This window comes from Hydrotalea sp. AMD, assembly GCF_004100315.1.
GTDB lineage: Bacteria > Bacteroidota > Bacteroidia > Chitinophagales > Chitinophagaceae > Hydrotalea > Hydrotalea flava.
Genome location: NZ_SCKY01000016.1, coordinates 85,625 through 101,679 on the forward strand (window position 1 = coordinate 85,625; position 16,055 = coordinate 101,679).

At 35.9% G+C, this 16,055-nt stretch carries 13 protein-coding genes; 12 read left to right on the forward strand and 1 reads right to left on the reverse strand.

Features of this window, described 5'->3' with window-relative positions:
• The first annotated feature begins 32 nt into the window (after positions 1 to 32).
• The 12 genes from EO766_RS12850 to EO766_RS12905 all read left to right on the forward strand — a co-directional run bounded on the left by EO766_RS12850 (position 33) and on the right by EO766_RS12905 (position 15,927).
• Entirely contained in the window at positions 33 to 1,835 is a 1,803-nt protein-coding gene (locus EO766_RS12850) for a SusC/RagA family TonB-linked outer membrane protein (RefSeq protein WP_074419265.1), read from the forward strand.
• Positions 1,828 to 2,121, forward strand: coding sequence for a hypothetical protein (locus EO766_RS12855; RefSeq protein WP_143439112.1), 294 nt, complete (start codon positions 1,828 to 1,830; stop codon positions 2,119 to 2,121). Before EO766_RS12850 ends, EO766_RS12855 begins: the two co-directional genes overlap by 8 nt.
• A gap of 5 nt (positions 2,122 to 2,126) precedes the next feature.
• On the forward strand, positions 2,127 to 2,747 hold the full coding sequence (locus tag EO766_RS12860) for a hypothetical protein (RefSeq protein WP_074419263.1): 621 nt from the start codon (positions 2,127 to 2,129) through the stop codon (positions 2,745 to 2,747).
• A gap of 1 nt (position 2,748) precedes the next feature.
• Positions 2,749 to 3,780 carry a pectinesterase family protein gene (locus tag EO766_RS12865; protein ID WP_074419262.1) on the forward strand — a complete coding sequence of 344 codons (1,032 nt, stop codon included), beginning with the start codon at positions 2,749 to 2,751 and terminating at the stop codon, positions 3,778 to 3,780.
• 6 nt (positions 3,781 to 3,786) lie between these two features.
• Complete coding sequence (locus tag EO766_RS12870; protein ID WP_074419261.1) at positions 3,787 to 5,328, forward strand: tagaturonate reductase; 1,542 nt, start codon at positions 3,787 to 3,789, stop codon at positions 5,326 to 5,328.
• Between the two features lie 11 nt (positions 5,329 to 5,339).
• A complete protein-coding gene (locus EO766_RS12875) occupies positions 5,340 to 6,980 on the forward strand; it encodes a UxaA family hydrolase (protein WP_074419260.1) in 1,641 nt (546 codons plus the stop codon).
• Between the two features lie 69 nt (positions 6,981 to 7,049).
• The gene (gene uxaC, locus EO766_RS12880; RefSeq protein ID WP_074419259.1) at positions 7,050 to 8,450 is read left to right on the forward strand and encodes a glucuronate isomerase; all 1,401 of its coding nucleotides are present in this window, start codon (positions 7,050 to 7,052) and stop codon (positions 8,448 to 8,450) included.
• Positions 8,451 to 8,535: 85 nt separating this feature from the next.
• Positions 8,536 to 9,561 carry a sugar kinase gene (locus EO766_RS12885; protein WP_074419258.1) on the forward strand — a complete coding sequence of 342 codons (1,026 nt, stop codon included), beginning with the start codon at positions 8,536 to 8,538 and terminating at the stop codon, positions 9,559 to 9,561.
• On the forward strand, positions 9,548 to 10,216 hold the full coding sequence (locus EO766_RS12890; protein WP_074419257.1) for a bifunctional 4-hydroxy-2-oxoglutarate aldolase/2-dehydro-3-deoxy-phosphogluconate aldolase: 669 nt from the start codon (positions 9,548 to 9,550) through the stop codon (positions 10,214 to 10,216). The genes EO766_RS12885 and EO766_RS12890 overlap by 14 nt, the downstream gene beginning before the upstream one ends.
• Positions 10,213 to 11,550 (forward strand): MFS transporter, encoded by a 1,338-nt coding sequence (locus tag EO766_RS12895; protein ID WP_074419256.1) that lies wholly within the window; start codon positions 10,213 to 10,215, stop codon positions 11,548 to 11,550. The genes EO766_RS12890 and EO766_RS12895 overlap by 4 nt, the downstream gene beginning before the upstream one ends.
• Before the next feature lie 59 nt (positions 11,551 to 11,609).
• The gene (locus EO766_RS12900) at positions 11,610 to 12,419 is read left to right on the forward strand and encodes an alpha/beta hydrolase (protein ID WP_074419255.1); all 810 of its coding nucleotides are present in this window, start codon (positions 11,610 to 11,612) and stop codon (positions 12,417 to 12,419) included.
• A 508-nt stretch (positions 12,420 to 12,927) separates the two neighbouring features.
• On the forward strand, positions 12,928 to 15,927 hold the full coding sequence (locus EO766_RS12905) for a SusC/RagA family TonB-linked outer membrane protein (RefSeq protein WP_179853196.1): 3,000 nt from the start codon (positions 12,928 to 12,930) through the stop codon (positions 15,925 to 15,927).
• Here the strand turns inward: EO766_RS12905 and EO766_RS12910 are convergent.
• A complete protein-coding gene (locus EO766_RS12910) occupies positions 15,902 to 16,030 on the reverse strand; it encodes a hypothetical protein (RefSeq protein WP_502697235.1) in 129 nt (42 codons plus the stop codon). The two genes, EO766_RS12905 and EO766_RS12910, sit on opposite strands and share 26 nt — an antisense overlap.
• Positions 16,031 to 16,055: the final 25 nt, after the last annotated feature.

Sequence of the window (16,055 nt, forward strand, 5' to 3'; positions counted from 1 at the left end):
TTTTGTTGTATGTTTTAAAAACAAATTGCTGTATGAAAAAAATTGGCACACTTGTATGTATTCTCTTGTCTGTATGCTTTACTGCCTTCTCTCAAATATCTACCCGACAAATTAAAGGAAGAGTTGTGGGTGAGGATAATGAACCTTTAGCCGGTGCATCCGTTGTCATTGCAGGCTCAAAGAAAGGTGTTCAAACAGATAATAACGGAAATTTTACTTTATCTGTTCTTAATGATGGCGATAAAAACAGTTTATTGATCAGCTATGTTGGTTATGCTACTAAAACGGTTGATGTGCATGCCGCCGGCAATATTTCAGTACACCTTACCAGAACGAATGATGCGGGCAATGAAGTAGTGGTAATTGGTTATCAAACCGTAAAACGTAAAGATTTATTGGCTTCTGTATCTTCTGTCGGAGCGAAAGATTTAAAAGATATTCCCATCAATTCTGCTGCCGAGGCATTAGCAGGACGATTGGCGGGGGTTCAAATTACCAGTTCTGAAGGTTCACCAGATGCAAATATTACCATTCGTGTTCGTGGCGGTGGTTCTATTACACAAGATAATTCTCCTTTATATATTGTTGATGGGGTACAAATTGAAAATGCTTTAGCTTCTTTAGCGCCACAAGATATACAAAGTATTGATGTATTGAAAGATGCAGCAGCTACTGCCATTTATGGCGCACGAGGTGCCAATGGCGTAGTTATTATTACAACAAAAGGCGGAAGACAGGGTAAACTCCGTATGTCGTACAACGGGTTTATTGGTTTAGAAAAATTAGCCAAAGAACTTCCCGTTATGAGTCCCTGGGAATTTATTCGATGGAATTATGAGCGTTCCAGATCAAATTCAACCGATAGTGCCACATTTGCAAAAACCTATGGAACAACCTGGGATACTTTATCAGTATATAAAAGTATTGCACCGGTAGATTGGCAGAAATTAGTGTTGGGCAGAAATGGTATGATGCAAAGCAATAATGTTAGCGTAAATGGAGGTAATAATAAAACCACTTTTAATTTAAGTTACACCAATAATACTGATAAAACAGTGGTATTAAATTCTAACTATTACCGTAACCTCATTAATTTAAGAGTAGATCAAAGAATTGGAAAGAAAATAAGAATGAGTGCCACTTTTCGTTATCTGAACCAAAATGTGTATGGTGCCGGTACATCTTCTCCCAATGGATCAACATATAACCGTTTGCGTAATACAGTAAAATACAGGCCTTTCTTATCACCCAATATTACAACTCCCGATGTTATTGACCCCAGTTTAGTAGATAACAGTACCGGAAACGGGTTGTTTTTAGTCAACCCCATTGCGTTATCTAATGCTGAATACCGCAAAAAATCAACTGATGGTTTGAATATTTCCGGTTACGTTAGTTATCAAATTACCAAAAACTTAACCTTCCGTTCTACTTTCGGATACGACTATAATCATTATATCAATCGCCAATACAGCGATTCTATTAGCCCTGTTTCTATTATACAAGGTGGTGCTAAGCCGGTGGTTGAATTAGATACCAGCAATCGCACATCTATCAATAACTCAAATGTTTTTACTTATTCGCTTAAAAATTTAGGTGGCAAGCATGATATTGATGTTTTGTTAGGGCAGGAAACTTATCAGGTAAGAACAGAATCTACTTACGATTTATTCAAAAACATCCCCACTTTTACACCTATTGATAAAGCCTTTAATGATTTATCTTTAGGCACCAGTTTTACAGGTTATCCCAAACAAATTATTACAAAATATACATCGCTTTCATTTTTTGAGAGAATCAATTATGTTTACGAACAAAAATATACAATTGAGTGATTTATTTATACACACGAAAGCGGGGGTAGATATTGAAGAAGCTAAAAATATGCAGCTCAATAATTTTCATCTGAATGTGCAGGAAACTAAACCGGTGGTGTACATTTTAAACAGTAGTGCTATTTATTTTAACAAGTTTGAATTTAATAAAAATACACAATTGTTATTGGAAGTACAAGGTGGGCGTACAAAAAACATTGTATTGAAAAACACTTCTTTGCAAAATTCAATTCAAGTATTAAAAACCGGTTTTGGCGCAAATAAAAACGTTGTTCAATTGAATTAAACGTTATGAAAAAAATATTGTTTCTGTTTTTTTTCATCACATCATCGCAGGTTGTATTTTGTGAGGATATTGCGTTGTCAAAAAAAATAGCAGATGCAACAATTTTAAGCGAACATGTAAATGCGAATAATGCTAGGCGTAAATGGAACTATGAAGATGCGCTGGTACTTAAGGATTTAACTGCCTTATGGCAATATACCGGTCGGGTATTGGCTATTTTGCATAATGACAAAGGCAATGCAGATTTTGTACACATGAATCAGTTAACGAAATGTTTCGGCATTCAATTAAATGAAGATAATTATCAAAAGGTTGTAGGAAAAAATTTTGAAAATGGTGCCATATCTGTTCCGGATAATCATCCGATTTTACCAGATGTTCAAACCATTTTTGAAAAGGAAATCTGTTCCATCAAAGTTAAAAAGCCTGCTTATGCAGCTTTAGTTAAAAAGGATATAACCATTTTTGCAGTAGCAAACTATGGTAAAGGAACTGTTTTTGTAGCCGGAGATCCCTGGTTGTATAATGAATATACTGATGGACGAAAATTGCCTGAACAATACCAAAATTATGCAGCTGCAAATAATTGGGTTCAATGGCTTATTCAAAAAGTAAAGCATCAATAAAATGGGAAAACACTTATCTATATTCATATGTTTTGTCATTAGTAGTTTAGCTACTTGTATAGATGTAACTGCTCAGGCCGATACGCTTATTGTTTGCCAAAACAATCCTGCATGCTTTCAACACATCCAAGATGCCGTTAACAGCATTCCCGAACAGACTTCAAAAAAAGTTGTCATTTTTATTAGAAATGGAACTTATAACGAGAAAATATTTATACAACACAATTGGATTGAATTGTTAGGAGAAGATAAAAACAAAACCATCATTACACAATCTATTGCACGTGATATATGGCGTTGCAATCATGCAGATGATTGGGGGGTAGCAACACTAAATATAAGTGGAAGTGATATAATCATTAAAAACTTAACCATTCAAAATACCTATGGTTTTGAAAATAATACAAGCGTTGTGCGCTGTGCTTCAGATACTGTCGATAACTATGTAAAGAAAATAAGAAAAGATGGGCATCAAATGGCACTGCGAACATTTGCTACTACTCGTTTACAAATTATTAATTGTAATTTAAAAGCTTTTGGTGGCGATACTGTAAGTCCGTGGAATGTAACTGAAGGTATGTTTTATTTTAAAGATTGTACCATGATGGGCGGTGTTGATTTTTATTGCCCACGGGGGTGGGCCTATGCAGAGAATTGCACTTTTATTGCCACTACCGGACCGGCCTGTATTTGGCATGATGGCTCTGCCAATGAAGATGCCAAAACTGTATTAAAAAATTGCCGGTTTAAAGGATATGATGGTTTTATATTAGGCAGGTTTCATAGAGATGCACAATTTTATTTAATTGATTGTCACTTCGCAGCAAATATGGCTAACAAACCCATTTATTTGGTGCCTACTAACAATATTATACAATGGGGCTATTGGGTGTATTACAATAACTGTCATAAAGCCGGTGGCGATTATGCCTGGTTTAAAAATAATTTACAAACAGCAAAAGGGGCACCACTTGCTAAAAATATTAATGCACATTGGATATTTGGGGATAAATGGAATCCAATTTTAAATTAAAAGCGTATGCAACTATCTAAAAAAACACTGGCTTCTATTCGAAAAAATAACAAACTATCGTTGCCGCATGAAGCCATATTTTCATTGCCTGAAAAAATAATTCAGTTTGGCACGGGTGTGCTGTTAAGAGGCTTACCTGATTATTTTGTGGATAAAGCAAATAAGAAAGGTATCTTTAATGGAAGAATAGTAGTAGTAAAATCAACCAATTCCGGAAATGCTGATGCATTTGCCGAGCAAGATGGATTATACACGATTGCTGTTAGAGGTATTGAAAACAATGCTACTATTCAGGAATATTGGTTAAATGCTGCCATTAGCAGGGTTTTAAATGCTAATGATGCTTGGAACGAAATTTTATCTTGTGCTGCTAATTCTGAAATGCAGATTGTTATTTCAAATACAACGGAGGTGGGTATTACATTGCTTCCCAAAGATGGTATTTTTGCTGCACCACCTGTTTCTTATCCCGGGAAATTACTTGCTTTCTTATATCACCGGTACACTATTTTCAATGGAAGGCCCGAAAGTGGAATGGTCATCATTCCCACAGAATTGATTGTAAATAATGGAAAAAAGTTAAAACAAATTGTGCTTGAATTAGCGAAAATAAACCGCTTAAAAGATGAATTTATTCAGTGGCTTCAGGATGCCAATGATTTTTGTGACTCGCTGGTTGATAGAATTGTTCCCGGTAAATTACCTGAACAGGATGCAGATCTTGCTGCTCAACAATTAGGCTATCAGGATGATTTAATGATTATGAGTGAAGCATATCGTTTATGGGCAATTGAAACATCGAGTGATAGAACTAAATCAATATTATCTTTTGCTGCAGCCGATAATGGTGTAATTATAGATGATGATATTTCCATGTATAGAGAATTAAAATTGCGTTTGTTGAATGGTACACACACTTTTTCGTGCGGATTAGCATTTCTTGCCGGCTTTGATACTGTGAAAGATGCTATGGATATTTCAGTAATGGCTTCCTTTATCACGAATTTAATGTTGTATGAAATTACACCCGTTATTCTGAGTGAAAAATTAACCCAGCACAAAGCCAAACAATTTGCATTGCAGGTTCTGGATCGTTTCAGAAATCCTGCTATTGCCCACCATTGGTTTAGTATTACCATGCAGTATACTTCTAAAATGAAGATGCGAAATGTGCCTTTAATAACAAAGTATTTACAACAGTTTAAAACTGTTCCGCCTTTAATGGCTTTGGGTTTTGCGGGTTATTTATATTTCATGAAAACTGAATTGAATACATTAGAGCAACCCGTTCAGCTACAACACAATCAACAATTAATTGTTCAGGATGATTTTGCATTGCAATTAAATAAGCTTTGGAATGAAGTTGGCAGTATCGATGAGTTAGTTCAAACTGTTTTAACAGATGTACATTTTATGGGAATGGATGCAACTACCAGTAATACTTTTGCCATTCAGGTAAAAGCTTTCTTAACAGAATTAATGGAAGGAAAAGTATTAGAGGTATTAAAAAATAGTTTGCAGCAACAAAATGCAAATGCTGTTATTTAAATATAATTGTTATGAAAAATTCTGTTATAAAAATTCATCCAAAAGATAATGTGATCGTTGCTTTACGCGATTTGAAAAATGGCGAAACAGTATCCTTTCAAGGTGAAAAATATACCTTAATTGAGAATATACCTGCTAAGCATAAGTTTTTTATACATGATATGCAACCCGGCGATGCTGCTTTTATGTATGGCGTATTGGTTGGTAAGGCCCAACAATTTATACCTGCAAGGTCATTAATGACTACCGGCAATTTGAAACATGCAGCAGAGCCTTATGCTTACAGGGAAGGCCATTATCAGTGGCATCCACCGGATGTTTCTGCATTTAAAAATGTAACCTTTAATGGCTATCATAGAAGCGATGGAAGTGTAGGAACAGCCAATTATTGGTTATTTATACCTACTGTATTTTGTGAAAACAGGAATTTGGATGTAATTAAAGATGCATTACAGGAATCTTTGGGATATGCAGTAACTGATCAATACAAAAACTTTACCAGGCATTTGATAGCAGCCTATCAAAATAATGAATCTATTGATGACATTACTTTTGAAACTATTTCAAAGCCTGCTGTAAACCGCTTGTTTAAAAATGTTGATGGCATTAAATTCCTCAATCACCAGGGCGGTTGTGGCGGTATACGGCAAGATGCAGCCGTGCTTGGTAAATTATTAGCAGCCTATTCCAATCATCCAAATGTAGGTGGCGTAACCGTAATAAGTTTAGGTTGCCAAAATCTTCAATTAAAGGAATTATTATCAGAAATTAAATCCTATACCCCCAACTTCGAAAAACCACTTTTTGTTTTTGAACAGCAGCAAATTGGTAATAATAGCAAACTAATTGCTGAAGCCATTCGAGCAACTTTTAAAGGGCTGATGCAAATCAATGAAATTGGTAGAAAGCCTGCACCGTTGTCTAAACTTACATTGGGTGTTAAATGTGGTGGAAGTGATGGATTCAGTGGTATTTCTGCAAACCCGGCAGTTGGTTATTGTGCCGATCTGTTGGTTGCTTTGGGAGGCAAAGTTTTGTTGGCCGAATTTCCTGAATTGTGTGGAGTAGAGCAAGAGTTGATTGATAGGATGAACAATGAAACCATAGCCAAAAAATTTATTGATTTAATGCAATCATATAGTGCCGCTGCATTAAAAGTGGGTTCTGGTTTTCATATGAATCCATCTCCGGGAAATATCAAAGACGGCTTGATAACAGATGCTATTAAAAGTGCAGGCGCTGCCAAAAAGGGAGGCACATCACCCATTGTAGACGTACTCGATTATACTGAAAAAGCTGTTAAACCCGGATTGAGTTTGGTTTGCACACCGGGTAATGATGTGGAAGCAACTACCGGAAAAGCGGCCAGTGGTGCTAATTTAATTTTATTTACTACAGGCTTGGGTACGCCAACCGGCAATCCAGTTTGTCCCGTTATTAAAGTATCCAGTAATACCGCTTTAGCACAAAAAATGCAAGATATTATCGATATTAATACCGGCCCCGTTATTGAAGGTGATTTAACAATTGAACAAATGGGTACACAAATTTTAGAATATTGTATTAAAGCAGCCAGTGGTGAAGTAATACCAAAAGCAGTTTTACTAAATCAGGATGACTTTATTCCCTGGAAGCGGGGTGTAAGTTTGTAATACAATCTTACATCGTGTATTACAGATGAATAAAAAATTACGATTAATTGAAAGTATAAATACAAGAATATGAAACAGTTTTTAGATGAAGAATTTTTATTACATAATAAAACGGCAGTTAAATTATATAATGAATTTGCTAAATCCATGCCCATTATCGATTATCATTGTCATTTGTCTCCACAACAAATTGCAGACGATGTAAGGTTTAAAAATATTACACAAATTTGGCTATATGGTGATCATTATAAATGGAGAGCCATGCGCACCAATGGTGTGGATGAGCAATTTTGCACAGGCAATGCTTCTGATAAAGATAAATTTACGCAATGGGCTGCTACTGTTCCTTACACCTTACGAAATCCATTGTATCATTGGACGCACTTGGAACTGAAACGTTATTTTGGCGTTACTGAAATATTGAACGAACATTCTGCAGATCGTATTTATGAACAATGCACGGCTTTGTTACAGCAACCTGATTATTCAGTAAAAAGTTTGTTGCGTAAAATGAATGTATATACCGTATGTACTACCGATGATCCTGCAGATACACTTGAATATCACCAGAAGTTAAAAAATGATGGCTTCGAAATTCCTATCTTGCCTGCATTTCGTCCTGATAACGCCATGAACGTGGCAGATCCCGAAAAGTTCAATAGTTATCTTAAAAAATTAGAAGGGGTAACCAATATTTCAATTTCTTCATTCGATGATTTTTTATTTGCATTACAAAATAGACATGATTTTTTTGCTTCAATGGGTTGTGGTGTAAGTGATCATGGGTTAGAAGAAATTTATGCAGAAGATTTTACAGGTTCTGAAATTGACAGTATTTTCAATAAAGTACATTCAGGCAAACATTTAAATGATTTGGAACAGCGTAAGTTTAAATCTGCTATGTTGGTTCATTTTGCAGAATGGAATTGGGAAAAAGGATGGATACAACAATATCATCTGGGAGCATTACGCAACAATAATTCTCGTATGTTAGCCACATTAGGCCCCGATACCGGTTGGGATTCTATTGGTGATTTTCAACAAGGAAAAAACTTATCTAAGTTTCTTGGAAAATTAGATAACGATGACCGATTGGCGAAAACCATTTTATACAACTTAAATCCTGCCGACAATGAATTAATGGCAACAATGGTGGGCAATTTTAATGATGGCTCTGTTGCAGGTAAAATTCAGTTCGGTGCTGCATGGTGGTTTCTTGATCAAAAAGACGGAATGGTGAAACAAATGAATGCACTATCAAATATGGGTTTGTTAAGTCGTTTTGTGGGTATGCTTACAGATTCAAGGAGTTTTTTATCTTATCCGCGGCATGAATATTTCAGAAGAATTTTATGTAATTTGTTTGGAGAAGAAATTGAAAATGGTGAACTGCCGAATGATATTCCATGGATTGGAAAAGTTATTCAGGACATTTGCTTTTACAATGCTAAAAATTATTTTAACTGGTAAAAAACGAATAATGGAATTTGAATTTACATTACACTTCTCTTGCTCATTAAAACCTTGTTGTCAATTTGTTTAGTATAATACTTTTATGAAAAAAATATTGTGCTTTGGTGAATTATTATTAAGAATGTCGCCCCAATCAAATGGCGTTTGGTTACAGCAACATCAACTGCCTGTTTATGTGGGTGGAGCTGAATTAAATGTGGCATATGCGCTGGCTCAATGGAATATGCCGGTAGCTTATTGTACTGCATTGCCGGATAATTTTTTAGCGAAAGATATTATTCAGGGTTTAAAGAATGATGGCATTGATACCACCCATATTCAGATGCAAGGTAAACGGATAGGGCTTTACTTTCTAGAACAGGGTACTGATGTTAAAAATAAACACGTTTATTTTGATCGGGAATTTTCTTCATTTGTTACTTTACAGCCCGGTACCATTCATTGGGAAAAAGTGCTTGAAGAAATTAACTGGATACATTTTTCAGCCATTGTTCCTGCATTAAATGATACTGTTGTAAAGGTTTGTGAAGAAATGTTGCAAGTAGCTTCGCAAAAAAATATAACTATTTCACTGGATTTAAATTTTAGAGCATCGCTTTGGCAAAATAATCGAAATCCGGCAAATATTGTTCCTGTTTTGGCTAAGTACTGCAACGTGATAATGGGTAATATTTGGTCGGCTAATACTTTATTAGGTGCCCCGCTTCAACTATCAGGGCAAGAAGATGTTGAAAAGTCAGCCTATCTTACGCATGCAGTTTCAACTGCTGAATATATTTTGCAGCATTTTCCTAAATGCTATACCATTGCCAATACATTTCGTTTCGACACATTCAATGGAGGCATACAATACTATGGTACATTGTACACAAATGGACAATTATATGTTTCAGCTAATATGCATTGTACAAGTGTAAAAGATAGAGTAGGCAGTGGCGATTGTTTTATGGCAGGATTAATTTTTGGGTTAATTCAACAGAAAGACCCACAAACTATCCTCAATTTTGCTGCAGCTGCTGCATTTGGTAAATTGCAGGAAGTGGGCGATACTACCCGACAAACTATTGCAGACATACAAAAAACAATACAACAATATGCACAATCGTAAACAAGCAGCTTCTATCATTACATCACAAGGTATATTGCCGCTATACTATCATGCTGATGCAGAATTAACCATTGCTATTGCGCATGCATTATACAAAGGTGGTATAAGAGCTATTGAATTTACCAATAGGGGCGAAAATGCGTTGCAAAATTTTAAAATACTGGTATCAGAGCGTAATCGCACTATGCCAGACTTATTATTATGTATAGGAACAATTACCACGCCACAGGATGCAAATTTATTTATTGAAGCAGGTGCTGATGTATTGATTAGCCCGGTGTTTGATGCTGATGTTTCTGATGTGGCCTACATCAACAAAATATTATGGATTCCGGGATGTATGACACCTACCGAAATTCATATTGCATATTCAGCAGGATGGTCTTTATTAAAACTTTTTCCGGGTAATGTTTTACAGCCTCATTATATACAGGCAATTCGACCATTATTTCCCTCCATCGATTTTTTGGTTACCGGAGGTGTTGAAACCGATGCAGAAAATATAAGGGCATGGCTAAAAGCCGGTGCCGTTGGTGTAGGTATGGGAAGTAAACTGATTACATCTGCTTTCATTCAAGAAAAAAAATTTGATGCGCTTACCAGCTTGGTTCAAGATATACTTTACATCATTCAACAATTTAAACAAACTGCATGATAAAGAATAAAATTGGTAAATATCGGTGGACTATTGTTGCATTACTCTTTTTTTCTACAACCATCAACTATATGGATCGTCAGGTAATTGGGTATTTGAAACCTATTTTATCAGATAAATATGGATGGTCGAATTCTGATTTTGCAATGATTACTGCCTGGTTTACTGCTTTATATGCAGGTGTAACAGTTTTTGCAGGCGCCATTATAGATAAAATTGGTACCAAATTAGGATTGGCGCTTTCTTTGAGTTTCTGGTCTGTTATGGGTATGCTCAATGCTTTATGTGGCGGTGCAGTTTATCAACATGTAATTGTAAGAAGTTTATTTGGTATTGGTGAAGCCGGTAATTTCCCTGCTTCTATTAAAACAGTAGCCGAATGGTTCCCCCAAAAAGAACGAGCACTTGCAACTGGAATCTTTAATAGTGGCGCCAATGTAGGTGCAATGATTGCTGCATTACTCGTTCCCTTGTTAGCTGCAAATACCTGGTTCAATGGTCAGGTAGAAGGCTGGCGCATGGCATTTTTATTTACGGGTGCCATTGGTTTAATCTGGTTAATATTTTGGTTTGTATTGTATAATACACCGGCAAAGCAAAAAAAATTATCTGAAGCTGAATTTGCATATATACATAGTGATGATATACCAAGTAGCAGTGATGATGTAATAAAAGAAAAAATACCATGGATAAAATTGCTGACTTACCGGCAAACCTGGTCATTTTTTATAGGAAAATTTTTGACGGATGGTGTTTGGTGGTTTTTATTATTCTGGTTACCTGATTATATGAAAAAGCAATTTAACATGCAAGGTGAAGCAATTATGTTGCCATTATTCACAGTTTATGGAGTGGCTATTATAGGAAGTGTAGCCGGCGGGGGATTCCCGATGTATTTTATTAATAAAGGTATGGAAACCTTTAAAGCCAGAATGAAAGCAATGTTGCTCATTGCTTTGTTGCCAATTGTTTTAATTGCAACACAATATTTTGGTGATGTTGCTTTGTTTGGTAATAACGCATATATCTATGCGCTCATCGTAATTTGTATTGCTGCTGCGGCACATCAGGCATGGTCGGCCAATATATTTACAACTGTATCCGATTTGTTTCCTAAAAAAGCAGTGGGATCAGTTACAGGAATTGGTGGTTTAGCAGGTGGGATAGGAGGTGTATTAATGCAATTGTTAGCAGGCTGGTTAACAGATGCTTTTAAAAACAATCCACAATCTGCTTATTTAATTTTATTTTTGGTATGTGCCTTTGCTTACATTTTTGCTTGGTCAATCATGAAAGTGTTGGTACCCCGATTTAAACCGATTACCGATTTGTAAATGTTACAGCTATGCGTTCATCATTTTTTCTCCTTGTAATTTTTTGTCAAATAACTTTTATGCTCTCAGCGCAACAACGTATTTATTTATACAACAACAATGAAACAGGTATTGTAAATAACGGATTCGATTCTGTTAGGCCATATATGGAATATTACCGGGCAATTGGTTCAGGCTCAGCAAAAACAGCCATTTTGATTTGTCCGGGTGGTGCTTACACACACCTGGCTTGGGAAAAAGAAGGTGTATTGCCGGCACATTTTTTTAATACACATGGTATTGATGTATTTGTATTGCATTATCGATTAAACAATGAAGCACAACAAGGGCATCGATATCCGGCGCAATACAATGATGCAAATAAGGCTTTGCATTATATTGATGAACATGCTGCAACATTTGGTATCCGGAAGGACAGAATTGGCGTTATGGGTTTCTCTGCAGGCGGTCATTTAGCAGCTACCATTTCTACCTTAAATCCAATGAATGCAAATACAATTACTCCGGCTTTTTCAATTTTGGTATATCCTGTTATTACAATGGAATCTCCTTTTGTTCATGCCTACAGCCGAAAAATGCTTTTAGGTGAACACCCTGCTGCTCAGGCTTTAATGGATAGCTTATCTGCAGAAAAAAATATCACTGCAAAAACACCTCCTGCTATCCTTTTTCATGCCAATGATGATACTTCGGTTCCCGTTCAAAACAGTTTAATGTATTATGAGCAATTGCATGCGCATCATGTTCGAGCCTCACTTTTTATTTATGATCATGGTGGACATGGTTTTGGTATGGCACAGCAAGACCCCTGGTTAAATCAATGGCCCAATCAGGTAATGGGGTGGTTGCAGGCACTGCATTTTGATTAATTTTAATATTATAGTTACTGTCTGATTTTTTATTCTTATAGAAGAATTAGTCGCTTATTTAACTAATGCTTGCGCTGTACATTCAGGCATTTAAGTTCTTCTTTTTTTCTTTAAACTCCTTATTTTATTTTCACTTAAATCGTAGTGCAATTCCTTAGCATTGCTTTTTACCACCTAAGGGTCATTTTATTTTTCTTAATCAATAATTAATTATAGTTTAAGCAAATTATAATTTTGTTTAAGGCGATGGAATGCTTGTCTGGCAATAACTTCACGGCTTGTGTTAAATAAAAATTATTTAACGTTTTTATGATAAGCAATGCAGCTTATTTATATTATTGACGCTCATTTTATAATTAACACAACTTGACTGTAACTGTTTTTGAATAGGAAATTTTTAGAAATATATTCTTTGCAATGCATGCATGCAGTTTTTATAATAGCCAAGCATTCATTGTTTTGAATGATTTACCCAAATGCAACATTTTTAAACCAAACATCAAAAACCATGAGAAAATTTCTGACGTTTTTCCTGTGCCTCATTGTGGCTTCCGGCTCACTATGGGCGCAAACTAGAACGATTAAAGGTAAAATTTTAGACGAAAAGGGTACTCCGTTACCAGGCGTTTCAATTTTAGTGAAAGGTACCCAGTTAGGCACCAGTTCAAATGCCGATGGTACCTTTAGTATTAAAGTACCTGAGTCTGCTAAAACACTTTCTTTTTCGGCTATTAATTTTGCCGCATTGCAATTACCCATTCGTGAAAATATGATGGTACAAATGCAGTCCGGCTCATCTGATTTGTCAGAAGTGGTAGTAGTAGCTTATGGTACTACTAAAAAAACAAATGTAACTGGTGCTGTAGCAACTTTAAAAGGAGATGTTGTTGCTGACAAACCGTTTACATCTGTTGATAAAGCATTACAAGGAAATGTTGCCGGTTTACAGTCTACCTCATCATCCGGTGCACCGGGTTCCGCCACTGATATCCGCATTCGTGGTATTGGTTCTATCAATGCCAGTGCATCACCGCTTTGGGTAATTGATGGCGTTATTGCATCAACAGGCGATTTTACTGTAAATACTACAACAGCTAATGTCTTGAGTTCTCTTAATCCGGATGATATTGAAAGTATTACGGTGTTAAAAGATGCTGCGGCTACTTCCATTTATGGTTCACGTGCTGCTAATGGTGTTATTTTAGTAACTACCAAAAAAGGTAAAGCCGGACAAACCAGATTGAATTTTAGTACTGAAATTGGAGATAATACCCGAGCATACAATCCAAGTGTAAAACCATTAACAACTTCACAAGAAGTGACTGTTTATCAACAAGCATTAATCAATGCCGGTTATGCAGCTAATAATACAGGTGCAAATGCCATCATTTATGATCCTGTAAATGGTTTTGGAGTTGATTCAACTGTAAATACCAACTGGTTTAATGTGGTTAATCAGCCCCATGCTACTCAGCAACAATACAATTTGAGTTTAAGTGGCGGGAACGATAAAACACAGTTTTATGCCAGTGGTGGTTATTTTAATCAGGATGGTACCACGTTGAATACTTATTTTAAAAGGTACAATGGTAGTATTTCTGTAACGCACCATGCAACAGATAAAATTACTTTTGCTACTGGTTTAAATGGAAGTACCAGCGAACAGTCAACTCCTAACAACGGAGGTGCTTTTGCAAATCCGGTTTTAGAATCTTTCTTTTTATTACCCTGGTATAGCCCTCGTAATGCTGATGGTTCATTAAAATACAATGATGCTGCCGGTGAATTTCCTCTTCATGGTGGCATCTATAATCCCCTCGTTCAGGGAACCTATAATAAGAACACAGCTAAACAAACCACCTTAAGAGGATATGTTTCAGGTGAATTTCAGATATTAAAAAACTTAAAATTTACCAGCCGTTACTCTGGTGAATACTTTACCATTCAGGAAGATCAATATAGAAACCCATTTTATGGTGATGGGTACTCACATGGTGGTGATGCATTTTCTGCCTATACTAGAGTATTTGACTGGACATGGAGTAATTTTGCTGACTTTAGGCAAAATTTGAACAAAGCAAATGATGTTTATTTTGATGCCAAATTAGGTTACGAGGCACAGCAATATAACTATTACACTTTACAGGCAAGGGCACAGGGCTTCCCTGGAACACTTGCTTTACAATATCTTGCATCTGCAGCTACTCCTACCAGAGCCTATGCTCTTCCAAGTGGGAATGCTACAAATTCAATTTTCTCAAATGCTGATTTTAACTACAAAAATCGTTATGTAATTAGTGGAAGTTTTCGTAGAGATGGGTCATCTGTATTTGGGGTAAATAATCGTTATGGTGATTTCTTCTCCATTGGTGCTACCTGGAATGTGAATGAAGAAAACTTCATGAAAAATATTGCATGGATAAATTTATTAAAATTGCGTACCTCTTATGGCTCTAATGGTAACTCATTAGGCTTCGGTAATTATCAGGCTTTAGCTACTTATGGTTATGGAAATAACTATACAGGTATACCTGGAAGCGCCCCTTCAAATATTGGCAATCCGAACCTGACCTGGGAAAAAAATAAGCCTTTCGACGTGGGTGTTGATTTTAGTATATTCAAAGACAGATTATTTGGAACTGTTGATTTTTATAGTAGAACTACATCTGATTTGTTGGCCAATACAACTTTATCTCCAACCTCCGGTTTCCCTGGTGGTCAGTTAAGTAATGTTGGTAGTGTAAAAAATCAGGGTATAGAAATAACTGTGGGTGGTAAACCGATTGTCACAAAGAATTTCTCCTGGACTGTAACATTTAATTTTGCCCACAATAAAAATACTGTTGAGTCATTATTCCAAAATAAATCAATCAGTTCCGGTGCATTTTACTATACTGTTGGCCATGATTTACAAGAGTTTTACTTGCGTCAATATGCTGGGGTAGATCCTACAAATGGCGATCCTAACTGGTATACAGATGCCTCACGTAAAACAAAAACCAATAATTATGCAGCTACACAATTGGCTTTAACCGGCATGTCGGCTGCTCCAAAATATTATGGTTCATTTACCAACAGTTTTACTTATAAAAACTTCTCATTAGATGCACAATTGTTTTATAATTACGGTAATTATTTATTTGATCAGTGGGGGTCTTATTTAAACAGTGATGGTGCATATTATGGTGCCTTCAATCAAATGAACAGCCAGTTAAATGCATGGAAAAAACCTGGTGACATAACCAGAGTTCCAAAAATAATTTATGGTGGAAATAAAAATGGATACAGAATATCTACCAGGTATTTATATAAGGGAGACTATGTGCGATTAAGAAATATACAATTGAATTATATGCTTCCATCATCATTAATCAAAAGGGCACATTTAACTAATGTAACGGTTTATATAAGTGGTACCAATTTGTTGACTTTTGGTGTTGATAAAAATGTTCCTTTTGATCCTGAAACTGGTAGAGCGTATCTCAAAAGTAGTTTCTTAATAATATAATTGTACAAGCTAATTGTACAAATCCGAGAAAATTAGCATCATAGTAATCAAATCTTGTTTGACAACGTCGAAACTGCTGAATCCAGGCAAAGACTCTTTCGATCTTCCACCTGTTTTTGTATCGTCGT